Source organism: Stenotrophomonas sp. Steno-Z4 (genome assembly GCF_056393145.1).
The window spans coordinates 409,570-427,492 of sequence record NZ_JBWJPC010000002.1 but is presented as its reverse complement, the minus strand read 5'-3'; the positions used below and the strand labels follow the sequence as shown (position 1 = coordinate 427,492).

Sequence of the window (17,923 nt, the reverse complement as noted above, 5' to 3'; positions counted from 1 at the left end):
GGGCTTCTTCTTCCACCGCATCACGGAGAACCACCCATGTCCACCCTGGTTTCGCTCCGCAACATCACCAAGACCTACCAGCGCGGCCCCGAAAAGGTGCAGGTGCTGCACGGCATCGACCTGGACATCCAGCGCGGCGACTTCGTCGCCCTGATGGGGCCGTCCGGCTCGGGCAAGACCACCCTGCTCAACCTCATCGGCGGGCTGGATACGCCCAGCGGCGGCGAGATCGAGATCGAAGGCGAGCGCATCGACCGCATGTCCGGCGGCCAGCTCTCCACCTGGCGCAGCCACCATGTCGGCTTCGTGTTCCAGTTCTACAACCTGATGCCGATGCTCACGGCGCAGAAGAACGTGGAACTGCCACTGCTGCTCACCCACCTGGGTGCGGCGCAGCGCAAGCGCAATGCCGAAATCGCGCTCACCCTGGTCGGCCTGGCCGACCGCCGCAGCCACCGCCCCAATGAGCTGTCCGGCGGCCAGCAGCAGCGCGTGGCGATTGCCCGGGCGATCGTGTCCGACCCCACGTTCCTGATCTGCGATGAGCCCACCGGCGACCTGGACCGCGCCTCCGCCGAGGAGATCCTGTTGCTGCTGCAGCAGCTCAACCGCGAGCACGGCAAGACCATCATCATGGTCACCCACGACCCCAAGGCCGCCGAGTACGCCACCCATACGGTGCACCTGGACAAGGGTGAGCTTGCACAGGCACCTGCGGCCCACTGACGGAGGTCACTGCGATGAAATATTTCTCGCTCATCTGGGCACAGCTGTTCCGCAGCAAAACGCGGACCCTGCTGACCCTGCTTTCGGTGGTGGCCGCGTTCCTGCTGTTTGGCATGCTCGATTCGGTGCGCGTGGCCTTCAGTTCGGGCGGCAGCGTGGAAGGCGCCAACCGCCTGATCGTGGCCTCGCGCCTGTCCATCACCCAATCGCTGCCGACCCGGCTGGAGCCGCAGGTGCGGCAGGTACCCGGGGTGAAGGACGTCACCTACGGCATGTGGTTCGGTGGCATCTACCAGGACCCGAAGAATTTCTTCGCCAACTTCTCGGTGGCACCCAACTACTTCGACGTGTACCGCGAACTCCAGCTGCCACCCGAACAGCTCAAGGCCTTCCAGGACACCCAGACCGGTGCGGTGGTGGGCGAAACGCTGGCCAAGGAGTTCGGCTGGAAGATCGGCGACACCATTCCGCTGCAGGCCACCATCTTCCCGCGGGGCGGCAGCAACGACTGGCCGCTGCAGCTGGTGGGCATCTTCCGCTCCAAGGACCGCACCCTGGCAGCGAATGAAGAGCGCCAGCTGATGATGAACTGGAAGTACTTCGACGAGAGCAACGACTACATCAAGAACCAGGTCAGCTGGTTCACGGTCACCCTGGACAACCCGGACCACTCCTCGCGCGTGGCCCAGGCCATCGATGCGATCTCGGCCAATTCGGACCATGAAACCAAGACCCAGACCGAATCCGCGTTCCAGCAGGCCTTCGTCAAGCAGTTCGCCGACATCGGGCTGATCGTCACCTCGATCATGGGCGCGGTGTTCTTCACCCTGCTGCTGCTCACCGGCAACACCATGGCCCAGGCGGTGCGCGAACGCGTGCCCGAACTGGCCACGCTGAAGACGCTGGGCTTCAAGGACAGCACCGTGCTGACGCTGGTGATGATCGAATCGGTGCTGCTGATCGGGCTGGGCGGCGCCATCGGCATGGGCCTGGCCGCGACCATCCTGCCGCTGCTGGCGCCGAAGACACAGGGTCTGTTGCCGCCGCACGTCCCCACCCAGACCTGGTTGATGGGCATTGGCCTGATCCTGCTGATCGGGGTGGTAGTGGGCCTGCTGCCGGCGCTGCGCGCCAAGCGGCTGAAGATCGTCGATGCCCTGGCGGGCCGCTGAGGAGAACCGACATGAAGAAGCAATGGTTGAGCAATCTGTTGTCGGTGCTGCTGCTGGCGGTGATGCTGGCGGTGTGGATCATGCTGCCCTGGCCGGGGGTGCTGGCCGTGGCCGTAGCAGTGGTGTTGTGGCTGCTGTTCACCCGCAGCGGGCGGCTGGCGCTGGCCGCCACGCGCATTGGCGTGGCCAGCCTGCCGCAGCGGTGGGGCGCGTCCTCGGTGGTGGTGGTGGGCATTGCCGGCGTGGTCGGCGTGCTGGTGGCAATGCTGGCGATGGGCCAGGGCTTCCAGGCCACGCTCAACAGCACCGGCGATGACACCACGGCCATCGTGCTGCGCGGCGGTTCACAGGCCGAAACCAATTCGGTGATCACCCGCGACCAGGTGCCGCTGCTGTCCACGCTGCCCGGCGTGGCCAAGGATGCGCAGGGCCGGCCAATGATTTCCCCGGAGCTGTCGCAGGTGGTCAACCTGGTCTCCAAGGGCGACGGCACCGACGTCAACGCGCAGTTCCGTGGCGTGGGCGAAATGGCGTGGGCGGTGCACGACAAGGTCAAGGTCACCGAGGGCCGCCCGTTCAAACCCGGCCTGCGCGAGATCGTGGTCGGCAAGGGCGCGCAGGGCCAGTTCCGTGGGCTGGAGGTGGGTAAGTCGCTCACGCTGGGCAACCAGCAGTGGACCGTGGTGGGTGTATTCAACTCCGGCGATGCCCATGATTCGGAACTGTGGACCGACGCTGAGACGCTGGCCAACACCTACCAGCGCAGCGCGTGGCAGTCGATCAGCGTGCGCACCGCTGGCAAGGCCGGGTTCGATCAGTTCAAGGCCGGCGTCGCTGCCGACCCGCGTCTGAAACTGGATGTGGAAACCACGCGGGCGTACTACGCCAAACAGGGCGGTGGCCTGAACACCCTGATCAAGGTGTTGGGCACGGTGATCGGCGCGATCATGGCGGTGGGTGCGGTGTTTGGCGCGCTCAACACCATGTATGCGGCGGTGGCCACCCGCGCGCGTGAGATCGCCACGATGCGTGCGATTGGCTTCCGTGGGTTGCCGGTCGTCACCGCGATCATGCTCGAAACCATGTTGCTGGCACTGATCGGCGGGTTGCTGGGCGGGCTGGTGGCGTGGGCCATCTTCAACGGCTACAGCGTCTCCACCATCGGAAGCAATTTCAGCCAGGTGGTGTTCCAGTTCAAGGTCTCGCCCGAGCTGTTGTGGAGCGGGCTGAAGTGGGCGCTGGGCATCGGGCTGGTGGGTGGGCTGTTCCCCGCGCTGCGTGCGGCGCGGTTGCCGATTACCACGGCGCTGCGGGAAACCTGAGCCAGTAAACGACCGTGCCCCCGAGGGGGCACGGAGGGTGGATCATTCCGCGCGGCACTCAATCTTTCCAGCGATGCGGGCACACAGGTACGCGACGGTAGGAGTACCGAACGCAGGCGTCCCCGTGACTTTTACGCCCGCCCAGCCGGCCCGCTGCACGAAGTAGGGTGCCAGCGCTCGCTCGTAAGGCAGCCTGCGCGCGGTGCCGTCGGGATACAGGAAGTCGTCCGCTTTTTCCTGGATCACCCAGTTCCAGTCCCGCGAGTTCAGATACTCCCACTGGCGGGTCTCGTAATCGAAGTAGAACTCGACGTAGCCGAGCGAGGACGTCAGGATCTTCAGCTGCGCGATCAACGGCGACGCGCCATAGGACTGCGATTCGAACCGCAGGATGCGGCCGTGCTCGGCATCTGCGTTCAAGAAGGCGTAGCGACTTGAACGACTGAGCATGCGCCGTACCGTTTCACGCGCTTCCTCACGCCTGGGATTGAGGTCGGAGACGTGATGCCCCCACAGCAGGGTGTCGCTCTGCGGTTGTTCCATCATCACGTGCGGTGATCCCGGTGGCTGCAGCGACACCGTTCCCCACTGGTCAACGAAAGCGCCCCGGACCTCATTGTAGAGCTTCATCAGCGCGTTGTACTGCGTGCGTATCCACGGTGCTGGCACGAAATGCGTGGCCACCAGCTGCCCGTTCTCGTTGGTGACGTGGAACCCCTGAATGTTGGTCTGGCTTGCGGCCTGGTAGACGTAGTGCGAGCCGACGCCCAGCGAGCGCGCCTTCGCGTACATCTCAGCATCGGTACACATGTAGCACGGCTGTGCGACGGGATCCTCCACCGACGCCATGGCCTGATAGGGCAACGCGGCCAACAGCAACCACGACAACTTCTTCATCATCTGCTCCCTGATAGCCCGCACACGCGGGTCATGGCAGTTCATCAGTCAGGGGAGCGGGTGGATATCGGAACGGTTTGAATTGATGCGTTGAGAACGCGTCATTCCGAATGGTGTGGTGGGCGGCGCAGGTTCCAAGGGTGCGGGCTGCCACGCATGGCGTGGCACTACGATCTGCCGGTCGCCGATGCCCTGCGTGGCTGCGGGATGTCAGGTGCGCGCAGGTGCCCGCGAGCGCCACAGGCTGTCGCCTATGAACAACAGCAGCCCGGTCCAGATCGCGGCAAAGCCGATCGCCTTGGCGGTATCGAACGGTTCGCGGAAGAAGAACACGCCCAGCAGCAGGCCCAGGCTGGGGGCGATGTATTGCAGGATGCCTACCAGCGAGAGCGGAATGCGCTTCACCCCATAGGCGAAGCCGATCAACGGCAATGCCGTCACCGCGCCGCCCAGGATCAGCAGCAGGTCGTTGCGCCAGCCCCAGCCGCTGAAGAACGCGCCACCGTGACCGTTTTCACTCCACAGCGCGAAACCGATGGCCGGCAGGAACAGGTACAGGCTTTCGATGCCCAGCCCGGCTACCGGGTCCACCGAGATCATCTTGCGCAGCAGGCCGTACAGCCCGAACGAACAGGCCAGCCCCAGCGCGATCCACGGCGGGGTGCCGGCGTCGAGGGTCAGCCACGCCACGCCGAGTGCGGCGCACCCCACCGCCAGCCACTGCAGGCCGCGCAGGCGCTCCTTGAGCACCACCACGCCCAGCACCACGCTCACCAGCGGGTTGATGAAGTAGCCCAGGCTGGTTTCGATCACGTGCCCGGCGTTGATCGCCCAGATGTACAGCCCCCAGTTGAAGGCGATGGCCATGCTGCTCAGGGCCAGGGTGGGCAGCGCGCGTGGCTGGGCGGCAATCTGCTTCCACCAGCCGGTGCCGTTGCTCAGCAGCAGCCAGGCCACCACCAGCACCGTGCTCCAGATGATGCGGTGGGCGATGATCTGCTGCGAGGGCACCGCCTTGAGCAGGTGCCAGTACACCGGCACCAGCCCCCACAGGGTGAAGGTGAAGGCGGTAATGGCCAGGCCACGGCGCTGTTCCTGCAGGGGCGTCCGTTCCACAGCGCTCATTTACGGCGGGTCCGGGCCAGGGTGAGCACCAGCACGCCGGCCAGGATCACGCCCATGGTCAGCAGGTCATGCGGGCCGAAATGCTCGTGGCCGATCAGCGCGCCCAGCAGTACGGCGATCACCGGGTTCACGTAGGCGTAGCTGGCCGCCAGCGCCGGGCGCACGTTCTGCAGCAGCCACACATAGGCGGTGAAGGCGACGATGGAGCCGAACATGCACAGGTAGGCTACGGCGAGCAGCCCATTCATGGTCGGCCAGGTGGTGGGCCGTTCGCCGGTGACCAGGCCCAGCGCGACCAGCATCACCCCGCCGCACAGCATCTGCCCGGCGGCGGTCATGAACGGGCTGGGCAGGTCCAGGCTGCGCGCCCAGACCGAGCCGAAGGCCCAGCCGATCGGGGCGATCAGCAGCAGCACCAGGCCCTGCGGCGAGGCGGTGAGGCTGCTGCCGGCGTTGAGCCAGACCACGCCGAGGAAGCCGATGGCGATGCCCAGCCATTCGCCGCGGGTGGCGTGCTGGCCGCGCATGGCGCCGAACAGGGCCATCCACAGCGGCACCGATGCCACCGCCGTAGCGGCCAGCCCGGAGGACACCGTGCGCTCGGCCAGCACCACCATGCCGTTGCCCAGCACCAGCATGGTCAGGCCCATGATCACCAGGTTGCGCCACTGCCGGCCGGTGGGCGCGGGCATGCGGCGCCAGCGCAGCACCGCGTACATCAGGCTGCCGGCGACGATGAACCGGGCGCCGGAGACGGTGGTCAGCGGCAGCGCCCCGCCTTCCAGGGCAAAACGGATGCCCAGGTAGGTAGACCCCCACACCACGTACACCAGCAGCAGGGCCAGGACGACCAGGCCGCTGCGGGGGGCGACCTGCGGAGTTGCGGGGGTGGCGGCCATACGGGACCAGCGGTCGGGGGAGAGGCGATTCTAGGCCTTTGCCGGCGGCCCGGCATGCCCTCTGGTGGCACGCTGTCGTGCTGGACCTAGTTACATGGTGCAATGCCCACCGATCATCACGTGGGGTAAGGTAAAAACCAGTATTGCCATTGCTCCACCGTGAGGACCGTTTTCCAACATGAGCACTTCCCCCACCCTGGCCGCGCCCGCCAATGACAGGGCCGCGCTGAAACGCTCGATCTCCAACACCCTCAAGGGTTCGGCGGGCAATCTTGTCGAGTGGTACGACGTCTACGTCTACTCGGTATTCGCGGTCTACTTCGAATCGCAGTTCTTCTCGGCCGCCGACAAGAACTCCACCATCTACGTGTGGGCGATCTTCGCCGCCACCTTCCTGATGCGCCCGATCGGCGCCTGGTACTTCGGCCGCTTCGCCGACCGTTACGGCCGTCGCCTGGCGCTGACCGTGTCGGTGTCGATGATGGCAGCCTGTTCGTTCCTGATCGCACTGACCCCCACCGCCAACACCATCGGCGGCTGGGCCGCGCTGATCCTGCTGTTCGCACGCCTGCTGCAGGGCTTCGCCACCGGTGGCGAGTACGGGACCAGTGCGACGTACATGTCCGAAGCGGCCATCCCGGGCCGCCGTGGCTTCCTGTCCTCGTTCCACTACGTCACCCTGGTGGGTGGCCATGTGCTGGCGCAGCTGACCCTGTTCACCATGCTGCTGTTCTGGGACAAGCCGGAAATTTCGGCCTGGGGCTGGCGCATCGCGTTCGGCATCGGCGGCCTGGCTGCGATCGTGGTGTTCTGGCTGCGTCGCTCCATGGATGAATCGCTGGGCGAAGACTCCATCGAAGCCGCGCGCGAAGGCCGCGCCAAGGCGTCCGGCTCGATGTACGAGCTGTTCGTGAACCAGTGGCGCCCGCTGCTGCTGTGCTTCCTGATCACCGCCGGTGGCACCGTGGCCTTCTACACCTACTCGGTGAACGGGCCGAAGATGATCCAGAGCGCGTTCGCCGGCACCGACGTGATGACCGGTACGCTGATCAACCTGGGCGTGCTGACCTTCCTGATGGTGCTGCAGCCGATTGGCGGCTGGCTGTCGGACATCGTGGGCCGCAAGAGCCTGCTGGTGTTCTTCGGCGTGGGCGGCGTGCTGTACAGCTGGTACCTGATCACCGAGCTGCCGAACCAGCACGACCCGCTGATCGCGTTCCTGACCCTGGCCCTGGGCTTTGTGATCCTTACCGGTTACACCTCGATCAACGCGGTGGTGAAGGCCGAGCTGTTCCCCACCCACGTGCGTGCACTGGGCGTGGGCTTTGGTTACGCGCTGGCCAACTCGCTGTTCGGTGGTACCGCCCCGCTGCTGTACCAGGGCGCGCTGAAGACCGACCGGGTGGGCGATTTCGCCATCTATGTCACCGCGATCATCGCGGTATCCCTGGTGGTGTACATGTTCTTCCTGAAGAACCACGGCCCGAACTACCTGGATGGCACGCGGGAATAACCGGGCAGCGGCGAACAGCCGCAGCACGGGAAAAGAAAACGCCGGGCATTGCCCGGCGTTTTTCGTTTGGGTTCGCGGGGATCACGACCAACGGTCGTGATCTACCCTCCGCCAGACGCCCTGGTAGGTCACGACCGTTGGTCGTGACCCCCGCGGCAATCAGCGGCGAGCCGCTTCGCTCTGTTCGCGGGCCTTGCGGAACTCCGAGCCCTCTTCCCAATGCGGCCAGCGGCGGCTGTTGGCCAGCTCGGCGCCGAGGTCGTACACCAGCAGGGTGTCGGCGGCATGGCCGGCCGGGTCCCAGGTGGGGGTCCAGGCATCGCAGGCCTGGTGGTAGCAATCGGCGAAGTACTTCTCGCGCAGCGCCTTGCCGGCGGCAACGCCGCCTTCCAGCTTGTCCAGCCCCGGGCCGATGGTGATGGCCGGCACGCCCAGGCGGGCGAAGGCGAAGTGGTCGGCGCGGTAGAAGAAGCCCGCTTCCAGGTTCGGATCCGGGCTGTAGCTGCGGCCACGCGCCTTGGCCACGCGCTCCAGGTCGCCTTCCAGCGAGACCCGGCCCTTGCCCCACGAGGCGATGTCGCGGGTGGCGCCGTCCGGGCTGAACATCTCGATGTTGATCACCGCGGCAGTCTTGTCCAGCGGCGCCAGCGGGTGCGCGGCGTAGTAGCTGGCACCCAGCAGGCCCTTCTCTTCGGCGGTGAGCGCCACGAAGTACAGGGTGCGCTGCGGCTGCGGGCCGGCGGCGAACACCCGGCCCAGCTCCAGCACGGTGGCCACGCCGGTGGCATTGTCGATCGCGCCACGGCGGATGCGGTCGCCCTTGGCGTCGGGCTGGCCGATACCGAAGGCATCCCAGTGCGCGGAGAAGATCACCGCCTCATCGGCGTGCGCGCCGCCGGGCAGCTTGGCCACCACGTTGCGGGTGACCACCTGTTCGCGCTTGAGCTTGAACTGCGCCGACAGCGTGGCGTCCCCCAGCGCCACCGGCTGGAAGGCCGGGGTCATCGCCTTGCGCTTTTCGGCCTCGAAATCCAGGCCGGCATCGCGGAACAGCTGCTCGGCCAGCGCGCGCTGCATCCAGCCGCGCACCGGCACGTGCTGGGCCAGGGCCTGGTCCTGCGGGCGCTCGATATCGAACAGCGGCGAGGTGCCCGAGCTCTTCACCGTGGCCCAGCCGTAGGCGGCCGGCGCGGTTTCATGCACGATCAGCACGCCCTGGGCGCCGCGCCGCGCGGCTTCCTCGAACTTGTAGGTCCAGCGGCCGTAATAGGTGACGGCCTTGCCGTCGAAGGCCCCGGCACGCTCTGCCTCGAAGTCGGCGTCGTTGATCAGCACCACGGCGATCTTGCCGTGCAGATCCACGTCCTTGTAGTCGTTCCACTGGCGCTCGGGTGCATCGATGCCATAGCCGATGAACACCAGCGGCGCGTCCTTGATGTCCACCGCGGCCTGCGGGCGCAGGCTCTGCAGGGTCACGTCCTCGCCGTTGACCAGCGTGCGCGCCTTGCCGCCCTGGCGCAGCTTCGCGGTCACCGGGCCATCGACCTGCGCACGCACCATCGGCACCGGCTGCACCCAGCTGCCATCCACGCCACCGGGCTGCAGGCCGGATCTGCGGAATTCTTCGATCAGGTACTGCACGGTGCGCTCTTCACCGGGCGATGCCGGCGCGCGGCCTTCGAACTCGTCCGAGGCCAGGATGCGCACATGCCGCGACAGCGCTTCGGGGTCGATGCCACCGCCGGGCAGGTCATTGGCCGCGTGGGCCAGGCCGCCCACGAACAGACAGGACGACAACAGCAGCATGCGCATCGGATTCACGGCAGGTACCAGAAAAAAACGGAATGCCAGAGTGTAACGTGACACTCCGGTTACCGGGCAGGCCCCGCGTGCGCGCTCAGCGGCGGTCGCGGTCCAGCCAGCAGGCCAGGCCCTGCGCGTTGAGCTCGATATCCATCGCCAACACCTGCGCCACCGCCGCATCGTCGAGTGGGCAGCCATGCGCCTGCGCCCGTTCCTGGTACAGCACGGTCAACGCCGCCACCAGGCAGCGATGGCGGTCGGGGCGTCCGTCGCACTGGCGGCCGATGTCCACCATTGCATCGATCTGCTCGACCAGGTCGGCGGCCAATGCGGGAATGTTCTCCACCCGCCCGTAATGGGTCAGGTATACCGCCTGCGGCTGCAGCGCGACCAGCCGCGCGATGGAGTGCTTGAGCGGTTCCGGGTCGAACTGCACCGGTGAGGAGGTGGGAATGATGAAGGCGCCGCGTGCACTGTCCAGCTCACGGTAGGACAGGCCAAAGGTATCGCCGGTGAACACGCTGCGGCTGCGCTCGTCCCACACGCACAGGTGGTGGCGCGCGTGCCCGGGCGTGTCCAGGCACAGCAGGCTGCGCCCGGCCAGGTCCACGCGGTGACCGTCTTCGGCGATGACTACGCGCGCGGCCGGGACCGGCAGGACGGGGCCGTAGCTGCGCGCGATTTCGGCCGCGCCATAGACTTCGGTCGCACCGGCAATGAGCCGTGCGGGGTCGATCATGTGCGGCGCGCCGCGCGGGTGCACCACCAGCGTGGCGTTGGGCAGCTGCTGCATCAGAAGGCCGGCCCCGCCGGCATGGTCCAGGTGCACGTGGGTGAGCACCAGCCAACCCACCTGCTCCGGCGTGCAGCCGGCACGCGTGAGCGCGGCCAGCATCGCCGGCACGGCCAGGCCGGTGCCGCAATCGATGAAGGCGGCGCGGCCGTTTTCGACGATCAGGTAGGCGGCGTCGAAGTCACTGCGCTGGAACGCGGTATCGATGGTGAAAATGCTGGGGTCGGAGGACATCTGCTCATCCCTGGCAACAGGCGGTGTACGCCTGATTCTAGGCGGTGTCGCCGGCCGACTTCGATGCGGCTTTGGTCGCACGCGCGGCCAGCCAGCCCCCGCGCAGCAGTACCGCGGCCACCATCACCGCCAGGAACGCGCCGTAGGCATACAGCACCGCCAGGACCTGTCGCCAGATTGGGCCGGCGTCGCTCTGCACCACGCCGATGTGGTGGCCCCACAGCATGGCCAGGATGCTCAGGACGAAGGCGAGCAGCAGCGCGACGCCGTCGAACAGATACCGCGCGGTGTCGCGGGGGTGGCGTGGGAACAACCAGTACAGGGTGCCCAGCAGCACGAACCAGGGCAGGAACAACAACAACGACAACCAGGCCATCGTGGTTTCCTTTGTCTACGTGTCCACCGACCAACGGTCGGTGGCTACCCGCGCAGCTCCTGCAGTGCCGCGAGCACCACATCCACTTCCGCTTCCAGCTTGAACAGCTCGCTCTGCAGGCCATCGCCGTGCTCGGTCTGCTTGAGCACGCCGATCAGCTGGCCGGCATCGCGCGGCGAATCGAAGCCTTCGCTCTGGATCAGCAGCGTGCCGTCGCCGGCCTGCAGCTTGAAGTAGAAACGGCCGTCCTTTTCGCGGTACTGCTTGAACAGCGGCGGCGCAGCGCGCGCCACGCCACCGTCTTCCGCCGCGATGTCGCCGGCCGTGGACAGGTCGCGCAGGCCCACCGCGTGGCGCAGCTCCTTCAGCAGCGGAATGGCGTACTGCTCGCGCAGCTGCTGGCCGCGACGGCGCAGCAGCGCTTCGATCTTCTCCGGCTCGGCCATCAGCGCGTCATAGCGCTCGCGCAGCGGGGTCAGTTCGGCATCGATGCGCTCGAACAGCTGCTGCTTGGCATCGCCCCAGCTGATGCCGTCGGCAAACGCCTGCGCGAACGCGGCGGTCTGTTCCGGGCTGGCGAAGGCCTGGTACATCTGGAACAGCGCCGAACCTTCGGTGCTCTTGGGCTCGCCCGGCGCACGCGAATCGGTAAGGATGGAGAACACCAGCTTCTTCAGCTCCGCGCGCGGGGCGAACAGCGGAATGGTGTTGTGGTAGCTCTTGCTCATCTTGCGGCCGTCCAGGCCGGCCAGGGTGGCCACCTGTTCGTCGATCACCACGTCGGGCAACGGGAAGTACTCCTTGCCGTACACGTGGTTGAAGCGCTGGGCGAAATCGCGCGCCATTTCGATGTGCTGGATCTGGTCGCGGCCCACCGGCACGCGGTTGGCCTTGAAGATCAGGATATCGGCGGCCATCAGCACCGGGTACATGAACAACCCGGCGCTGATGCCGGCGTCCTCATCCAGCTGTTCTTCGCGGTTCTTGTCCACCGCCGCCTTGTACGCATGGGCGCGGTTGAGGATGCCCTTGCTGGCGATGACGGTCAGGAACCACATCAGTTCGGTGGTTTCGGGAATGTCGCTCTGCCGGTAGAACCAGACCTTGTCCGGGTCCAGCCCGCAGGCCAGCCAGCTGGCGGCGATCTCCAGGGTCGAGCGCTGGGTCCTCTCCGGTTCCTGCGCCTTGATCAGGCTGTGCAGGTCGGCCAGGAAGAAGAAGCTCTCGATGCCGGGCGCTGCGCTGGCCGTGATGGCCGGGCGGATGGCGCCGACATAGTTGCCCAGGTGGGGCGTGCCGGAGGGGGTGATGCCGGTAAGAACGCGGGTGGTCATGTGGGAATCATTACGGACAGTTGAACGCCCCCAGTTTACCTGCCCGCGCGCAACCCCGTTGCCCGGCCTGGCGCGTTCAACGGATTACCCAACCGCGAAGGCCCCGCCATGAAACGCCTGACCCTGCCCCTGCTTGCCGTGCTGGCCCTGTGTGGGTTCAAGCCGGCGGTCCCGCCCCGTGCCGATACCGGCCCGGTCACGCTGAGCCTGGTCGAGCGCGACCAGCGCCTGGAACTGCCCGCCTACCTGCACCGGGGCCAGTATTGGGTGGCCGGTCGCCAAGGCCAGCCCTACGCGGTGCGCCTGCGCAACAACAGCCCCGAGCGGGTGCTGGTGGTGCTGTCGGTGGATGGCCTCAACGTGATAACCGGCGAGGTGGCCGCGCCGGACCAGACCGGCTACGTGCTGGATCCGTGGCAGAGCGCGGACATTACCGGCTGGCGCAAATCGCGCCGGGAAGTGGCGCAGTTCGTGTTCACCGACCCGGGCAACAGCTATGCCGACCGTACCGGCCGGCCGGACAACATCGGGGTGATCGGCATTGCGGTGTTCAACGAAGCGCCGCGTTACGTGCCGCTGCCCCCGCGCGCACCCCCGGTGGCCCGCGCGCAGAACAAGGCACAGCCGCAGGCAGCAGCCGAAGCGGCCGACCGCGCGCTGTCGTCGGTGGAGACCACCGGTTCGAGGATCCGTGCGCCCTCCCCGGCACCCGCGCTGGGCACCGGCCATGGCGAGCGCGAAGCGTCGTACTCGGGCAGCACCACCTTCGAACGCGCCAGCCGGTGGCCGGCCCAGCGCCTGGACCTGCGTTACGACAGCGAGCGCAACCTGGTGGCGCGCGGCATCCTTCCGGCGCGTTACCCGCGCGGCGAGCGCGCACCGCAGGCGTTTCCGGCGGGCTTCGTGCCTGACCCGCCCAGATAAGAAAAACGGGCCGCAGTGCGGCCCGTTCCGGTTTCATACCCTCGTTGCGACCCTATGGCCGCCCTGCCACCGCCCGGGTGTCAGTGATAGTCCGGATAATCCTTGCGCATGGCGGCTTCGAAGTCCCTGACCTCGGTTTCAGCGCGGTCGCGCGCCCAGCCATAGCGTTCCTGCAGCCGGCCTGCCAGGTATTCGGCATTGCCTTCGGCCACCTTGAAGTCGTCATCGGTCAGGTCGCCCCACTTTGCCTGCGCCTTGCCCTTGAGCTGCGTCCACTTGCCGGAAATGATGTCTTTGTTCATGGGTTCGCGTCCTCGTCTTCAACGGCAACATCGCCGTGGAAACAGCTTGCAATAACGCGTGTTCGCCGACGGTCAAGCGTGGATGAAGTGCATGCTCACTTCATTGAATGGCGGGCAGGCAGCAATCGCGCGCATAAAAAAACGCCGGGAGACTCCCGGCGTTTCTTCATCCAATGCGGGCCGGCGATCGCCGGCCCGCAACGTTGGATCAGTTGCCCTTGGCGGCGTCTTCCACCGACTGGCCTGCCTTCTGCACATCCTTGCCGGCACCGGCAACGGTGTTGCAGCCGGAGAGCATGGCCAGCGAGACCATCGACAACAGCATCAGTGCAATTACACGCTTCATAGGGTTCTCCTGATTGATTCAACGTCACTACCGAAATACGGCCCCACCTGCCTATTGCAGATCGCGGAGGTGTCGGCGCCGTTCCCGGCACTTCCCCCGCGTGAGATGCAATCTGGGGTCTAGCGCGTGCAATCGATGTGAACGCGGCGCGTGGCCGTTCAGCCACGCGCCGGGAAACCCCGCTACCGCTCAGTCGCGCATCAGCGTGGACTTGCCGAACAGGCTCTCCACCAGGTCCACGGCCAGCACTGCGGTGGCGTTGCGGTTGTCCAGCAACGGGTTGAGTTCGACGATGTCCAGCGAGCCCATGCGCCCGGTGTCGGCGATCATTTCCATCACCAGCTGGGCTTCGCGGTAGTTCACCCCGCCCGGTACGGTGGTGCCCACGCCAGGGGCAATGCTGGGGTCCAGGAAGTCCACGTCGAAGCTCACGTGCAGGTGGGTGTTGCCGTCGATGCCTTCCAGCGCCGCTTCCACCGCACGCTTCATGCCGGCCTCGTCGATGTAGCGCATGTCGTATACATCGACCTTGTGCTGCTTGATCAGGCGCTTCTCTTCCTGGTCCACCGAACGGATGCCGATCTGGCGCACCTGCTGCGGGCAGATCGCCGGGGAATCACCGCCCAGCCTGGTCAGCGCGTCCGGGCCCAGCCCGCACAGGCAGGCCACCGGCATGCCGTGCACGTTGCCCGACGGGGTGACCTCGCTGGTGTTGAAGTCCGAATGCGCATCCAGCCACAGCACGCGCAGGTCACGGCCCTGTTCGCGGCACCAGCGCGCCACGGCGGTGATCGAGCCGATGCCCAGGCAGTGGTCGCCACCCAGCATGATCGGCAGGCGGCCGTCCTGCAGTTCGGCATAGGTGGCGTCCATCAGCACGCGGTTCCATTCCACCACTTGATCCAGGTGGCGGTAGCCGTGCTCCGGCGGCGTCCACGGATTGCGCGGGCCATCCAGGTTGCCGCAGTCGCGCACATCCACGCCACGCGCGGCCAGGGCCTCGCCCAGGCCGGCGATGCGCAGCGCCTCGGGCCCCAGTCCGGCACCCCGGGCACCGGCTCCGATATCCGTGGGTACGCCGATCAGGGACACCGCAGGTTGACGATTACTCATGCTGACTCCACACACACGGAAAATCCGACCAGTCTAGTGATCCGGCCGCCAAACCACTCGCGGCGTCGCAGCAGCAGGCGCCGAAGCACTGACCGCGGGCGGCGCGGACTGACCCGCCGCGTCGCATCCGGACACAGCGCGAAAGCCTTATGTGTCAATGCTTTGACACACACGAAAGGAACACTGCGGTTCATCTTACGTTGGCCGTGAAGGCAAAAATTACGTGCTACATTTCACACTTCTTCGCAGTACTGATTGACTAATCCGCGCAGGATTGGTCCGTGTTTTGTCGTGTTTCAGGGGGCAGTACGTGCAGCGCAGCAGCATCCACCAGATCGTCCGCAATGCCAGTGGCGAGAGCCAGCCGGCCCGGCAGTTGTATGACACCGCCGCCATTGAACAGGCCTTCCAGCATGCGCGCGAGCGCGAGCGCGGGCTGAGCCTGCTGATGCTGTCCACCGCCGACGGCCGCGCCGTGGCAGAAGATTCCACGCTGGGCGTGGATGGCCGCCGCCTGGCCGCCATGGCCAATTCGTTCCTGACCCTTGGCGAGACTGTCTCGCGCGAGCTGGCGCTGAGCGAAGCGGATTACGCGACCATCTGCACCAAGCTCGGCAACGTGGTGCTGATCCGCATCCAGGCCGACAAGCCGCTGACCCTCACCGCCGTGGCCGGCCACGAGGTCAACATGGCCGTGCTGCTGTTCCACGCGCGCGAATGCGCCTCGCGCCTCGATTCCGTGCTGCGCCCGCGCGCGGCCTGAGCACCCTTCGGTTTTGTTGTGCCCTTCCGGCAGGCATTCGCCTGCCTCTCCCACTGCCTGAAGTAAAAAGGATTTACGTGCCCAATCTCAATCTGGAAAAGCTCAATTCGCTCGCCGGTTTCGTCGGCGCCGCGCTGGTCGACGGTGACAGCGGCATGGCCCTGGCCATGGTCGGCGGCGGCAACATCAACCTGGAACTGGCGGCGGCCGGCAACACCGAAGTGGTGCGTGCCAAGCGCCGCGTGGCCGAGCAGCTGGGCCTGTCGGACACCCTGGAAGACCTGCTGATCACGCTGACCACGCAGTACCACCTGATCCGCCCGCTGGAAAGCAACCCGCTGCTGTTCCTGTACGTGGTGATGGACCGCAGCAAGGCCAACCTGGCCATGTCGCGCCATGAACTGAAGGCCTTCGAGAAGACCCTGGACTTCAGCTGATCGCAGGCACTGCCGCCGTGCCGCGCCCCTGACCGGGTACGGCATGGTGGTCGCTTCGGTTGCGCGGTACACCCCCATGAATACCCCCACCCGTTCCTTCCGCATTGCCGCCATCGGGCTTGACGTGCTGCATCACACACGCCTGAAACTGGCCAGTTCGATGCTGCTCGCCGAGCGCATGGAGGTGGTGCTGCAGCCGTGGTCCGGTGATGCCTGCGACCTGCTGGTCATCGGCCTGGATCACGCCGATGCCGCCCGCGCGCTCAGCGAGGCGCATGCGGCCAACGTACCCACGCTGTCGATCGCGCGCCGTTATGCCGATCCCGCCCCGGGGCGGCTGCCACATGGCGCGACCGTGCGCGACATCAACGAACAGCTGTCCAGCCTGCTGCAGGCCGCGCCCAGCGTGGACCGTCCCGCCGACGGTGTGCCACTGCTGCTGCAGTTGGCTTCGTCCACCGGTTCGGACCTGCACCTGCTGCAGCGGGGTGCGATCACCGTGCTGGTGGATACCGCCACGCGCAGCATCGCGCTGCCGCCCACCACGACGCTGTCGGAGCTGGTGGCACAACTGGATGACGTGGCCTGGTCGGGCAGCGTGATCGATGCGCCGACGTTCCAGCACCAGTACGCGTACCGGCTGCCGCAACGCTACTCGTTCGAAGCGCTGTATTTCTGCATCGCCCGCCATCGCCCCCTGCTGCTGCCGGCACCTGCCGAGCATGCACCGATGAAGCTGCGGCATTGGCCGGACCTCAACCCGGATGATGTGCCCAGCACCTGGCTGCTGGCCATTGCCTGCCTGCATGCCCGCCCGTGGCAACCCACTGCATTGGCGGCGGCTTGCCAGATGCCGCGCAACACGGTGCAATCCCTCTTCTGTGCTGCTGTAGCCAGTGGCCTCGCCCTGACCCAGGAGCCCGCCGTGCCCCCAACTTCCCGCCGCCGTCAGCCCGGTGATTCGCGCTTCTTTTCCTGGGTGGCGCGCCGCTTCGGCCTGAACCTGTTCCAGGGGAGCCCGTCATGAGCCTGCCCGCCAACAAGCTGGTGTTCGTGGGCAGCATGGGCGCCGGCAAGACCACGGCGGTGCGTGCGATCTCCGACGTGGAGCCGGTGAGCACCGAAATGCCGATGAGCGAAGACGCGATGGGCGACAAGGTGGAAACCACCGTCGCACTCGATTACAGCTCCATTGAACTGGACGACGGCGAACTGCTGCATGTTTACGGCGTACCGGGCCAGCGCTACCTGGACTTCATGTGGCCGATGGTGTGCGAAGGCGCACTGGGCGTGATCGTGCTGGTCAGCGCCGGGCATCCGGAGCCGGTTGCTTCCACGGTGGAGCTGCTGCAGGAGTTCTCGCGCATCGCGCCGGAAGCGAGCCTGGCGGTGGGCGTGACGCGTACCGATGAGTACCCGGCGCTGTTGATTCCGGAATTCCGCAATGCGCTGTTCGACGCAGGCCACCGCCTGCCGGTGATGCGCGTGGACGCGCGTTCGGCCACGCAGGTGACCTTCCTGGTGAAATCGCTGCTGTCGTATCGGTACGCCGAGACGAACTGACGATTGGCGATGACTATCGATTCGCCACTTGCCATCGATTTTTGCAAGCGACGCCGTGCGCGATGTCGGATATCCTGAAACCAGATGCGACCGGTGGCTCGTCCACCCAATAGGATCTATCCGGGCACCGAGAGGTGCCCTTTTTCGTTTGCGGCAGCCAAAAGCTGTATGACAGCGAGGCAAGAAGAATGGTGCCGACACCCGGATTCGAACTGGGGACCTACCGCTTACAAGGCGGTTGCTCTACCAACTGAGCTATGCCGGCAAAGGCACGGCGACGG

19 protein-coding genes and 1 tRNA gene are annotated in these 17,923 nt (G+C 66.3%); 9 read left to right on the top strand and 11 right to left on the bottom strand.

Going from position 1 to position 17,923, the window contains the following annotated elements; genetic code table 11:
* The first annotated feature begins 36 nt into the window (after positions 1 to 36).
* Genes AC06E7_RS08380 through AC06E7_RS08370 form a run of 3 tightly spaced genes read left to right on the top strand, consistent with a single transcriptional unit; the run spans position 37 to position 3,220 of the window.
* The gene (locus AC06E7_RS08380; RefSeq protein WP_068848611.1) at positions 37 to 726 is read left to right on the top strand and encodes an ABC transporter ATP-binding protein; all 690 of its coding nucleotides are present in this window, start codon (positions 37 to 39) and stop codon (positions 724 to 726) included.
* A gap of 14 nt (positions 727 to 740) precedes the next feature.
* Positions 741 to 1,898 (top strand): ABC transporter permease, encoded by a 1,158-nt coding sequence (locus AC06E7_RS08375; RefSeq protein WP_068848609.1) that lies wholly within the window; start codon positions 741 to 743, stop codon positions 1,896 to 1,898.
* Positions 1,899 to 1,909: 11 nt separating this feature from the next.
* Positions 1,910 to 3,220 carry an ABC transporter permease gene (locus AC06E7_RS08370; protein WP_068848607.1) on the top strand — a complete coding sequence of 437 codons (1,311 nt, stop codon included), beginning with the start codon at positions 1,910 to 1,912 and terminating at the stop codon, positions 3,218 to 3,220.
* A 42-nt stretch (positions 3,221 to 3,262) separates the two neighbouring features.
* Here the strand turns inward: AC06E7_RS08370 and AC06E7_RS08365 are convergent, their stop codons facing one another.
* The 3 genes from AC06E7_RS08365 to yedA all read right to left on the bottom strand — a co-directional run bounded on the left by AC06E7_RS08365 (position 3,263) and on the right by yedA (position 6,141).
* Positions 3,263 to 4,117, bottom strand: coding sequence for a hypothetical protein (locus tag AC06E7_RS08365; protein ID WP_478064099.1), 855 nt, complete (start codon positions 4,115 to 4,117; stop codon positions 3,263 to 3,265).
* Between the two features lie 210 nt (positions 4,118 to 4,327).
* On the bottom strand, positions 4,328 to 5,242 hold the full coding sequence (rarD, locus tag AC06E7_RS08360) for an EamA family transporter RarD (RefSeq protein WP_093535022.1): 915 nt from the start codon (positions 5,240 to 5,242) through the stop codon (positions 4,328 to 4,330).
* Positions 5,239 to 6,141, bottom strand: a complete 903-nt coding sequence (gene yedA / locus AC06E7_RS08355) for a drug/metabolite exporter YedA (protein ID WP_478064097.1) — start codon at positions 6,139 to 6,141, stop codon at positions 5,239 to 5,241. Before yedA ends, rarD begins: the two co-directional genes overlap by 4 nt.
* Positions 6,142 to 6,319: 178 nt before the next feature.
* Between yedA and AC06E7_RS08350 the strand changes: the two genes are divergently transcribed.
* On the top strand, positions 6,320 to 7,654 hold the full coding sequence (locus AC06E7_RS08350) for an MFS transporter (protein WP_478064095.1): 1,335 nt from the start codon (positions 6,320 to 6,322) through the stop codon (positions 7,652 to 7,654).
* 159 nt (positions 7,655 to 7,813) lie between these two features.
* On the opposite strand, the gene AC06E7_RS08345 is transcribed toward AC06E7_RS08350, so the two are convergent.
* The 4 genes from AC06E7_RS08345 to AC06E7_RS08330 form a co-directional block, all read right to left on the bottom strand.
* Positions 7,814 to 9,466 (bottom strand): M28 family metallopeptidase, encoded by a 1,653-nt coding sequence (locus AC06E7_RS08345; protein ID WP_478064190.1) that lies wholly within the window; start codon positions 9,464 to 9,466, stop codon positions 7,814 to 7,816.
* A gap of 85 nt (positions 9,467 to 9,551) precedes the next feature.
* Positions 9,552 to 10,484, bottom strand: coding sequence for an MBL fold metallo-hydrolase (locus tag AC06E7_RS08340; protein WP_478064093.1), 933 nt, complete (start codon positions 10,482 to 10,484; stop codon positions 9,552 to 9,554).
* A 37-nt stretch (positions 10,485 to 10,521) separates the two neighbouring features.
* Positions 10,522 to 10,860 carry a hypothetical protein gene (locus AC06E7_RS08335; RefSeq protein WP_478064091.1) on the bottom strand — a complete coding sequence of 113 codons (339 nt, stop codon included), beginning with the start codon at positions 10,858 to 10,860 and terminating at the stop codon, positions 10,522 to 10,524.
* 44 nt (positions 10,861 to 10,904) lie between these two features.
* Complete coding sequence (locus AC06E7_RS08330; protein WP_068848589.1) at positions 10,905 to 12,194, bottom strand: tryptophan--tRNA ligase; 1,290 nt, start codon at positions 12,192 to 12,194, stop codon at positions 10,905 to 10,907.
* Between the two features lie 108 nt (positions 12,195 to 12,302).
* On the opposite strand from AC06E7_RS08330, the gene AC06E7_RS08325 reads away from it, so the two are divergent.
* A complete protein-coding gene (locus AC06E7_RS08325) occupies positions 12,303 to 13,118 on the top strand; it encodes a hypothetical protein (protein ID WP_217537606.1) in 816 nt (271 codons plus the stop codon).
* Positions 13,119 to 13,198: 80 nt separating this feature from the next.
* Here AC06E7_RS08325 and AC06E7_RS08320 read toward each other — a convergent pair whose 3' ends face one another.
* The 3 genes from AC06E7_RS08320 to rocF form a co-directional block, all read right to left on the bottom strand.
* Positions 13,199 to 13,420, bottom strand: coding sequence for a CsbD family protein (locus tag AC06E7_RS08320; RefSeq protein WP_019185523.1), 222 nt, complete (start codon positions 13,418 to 13,420; stop codon positions 13,199 to 13,201).
* 208 nt (positions 13,421 to 13,628) lie between these two features.
* Positions 13,629 to 13,766 (bottom strand): entericidin A/B family lipoprotein, encoded by a 138-nt coding sequence (locus AC06E7_RS08315; protein WP_068848583.1) that lies wholly within the window; start codon positions 13,764 to 13,766, stop codon positions 13,629 to 13,631.
* Between the two features lie 189 nt (positions 13,767 to 13,955).
* Positions 13,956 to 14,879 (bottom strand): arginase, encoded by a 924-nt coding sequence (rocF, locus tag AC06E7_RS08310; RefSeq protein ID WP_478064088.1) that lies wholly within the window; start codon positions 14,877 to 14,879, stop codon positions 13,956 to 13,958.
* A gap of 310 nt (positions 14,880 to 15,189) precedes the next feature.
* Between rocF and AC06E7_RS08305 the strand changes: the two genes are divergently transcribed.
* The 4 genes from AC06E7_RS08305 (at position 15,190) to AC06E7_RS08290 (ending at position 17,642) form a co-directional block, all read left to right on the top strand.
* The gene (locus AC06E7_RS08305; RefSeq protein WP_068848579.1) at positions 15,190 to 15,642 is read left to right on the top strand and encodes a roadblock/LC7 domain-containing protein; all 453 of its coding nucleotides are present in this window, start codon (positions 15,190 to 15,192) and stop codon (positions 15,640 to 15,642) included.
* 77 nt (positions 15,643 to 15,719) lie between these two features.
* Entirely contained in the window at positions 15,720 to 16,079 is a 360-nt protein-coding gene (locus AC06E7_RS08300) for a hypothetical protein (RefSeq protein WP_068848577.1), read from the top strand.
* Between the two features lie 76 nt (positions 16,080 to 16,155).
* Positions 16,156 to 17,106: a hypothetical protein gene (locus tag AC06E7_RS08295; RefSeq protein WP_478064085.1), complete on the top strand. Its 951-nt coding sequence runs from the start codon at positions 16,156 to 16,158 to the stop codon at positions 17,104 to 17,106.
* Entirely contained in the window at positions 17,103 to 17,642 is a 540-nt protein-coding gene (locus AC06E7_RS08290) for a GTP-binding protein (protein WP_068848575.1), read from the top strand. Before AC06E7_RS08295 ends, AC06E7_RS08290 begins: the two co-directional genes overlap by 4 nt.
* 189 nt (positions 17,643 to 17,831) lie before the next feature.
* Here the strand turns inward: AC06E7_RS08290 and AC06E7_RS08285 are convergent.
* Positions 17,832 to 17,907, bottom strand: a tRNA-Thr gene (locus AC06E7_RS08285).
* Between the last annotated feature and the right edge of the window lie 16 nt (positions 17,908 to 17,923).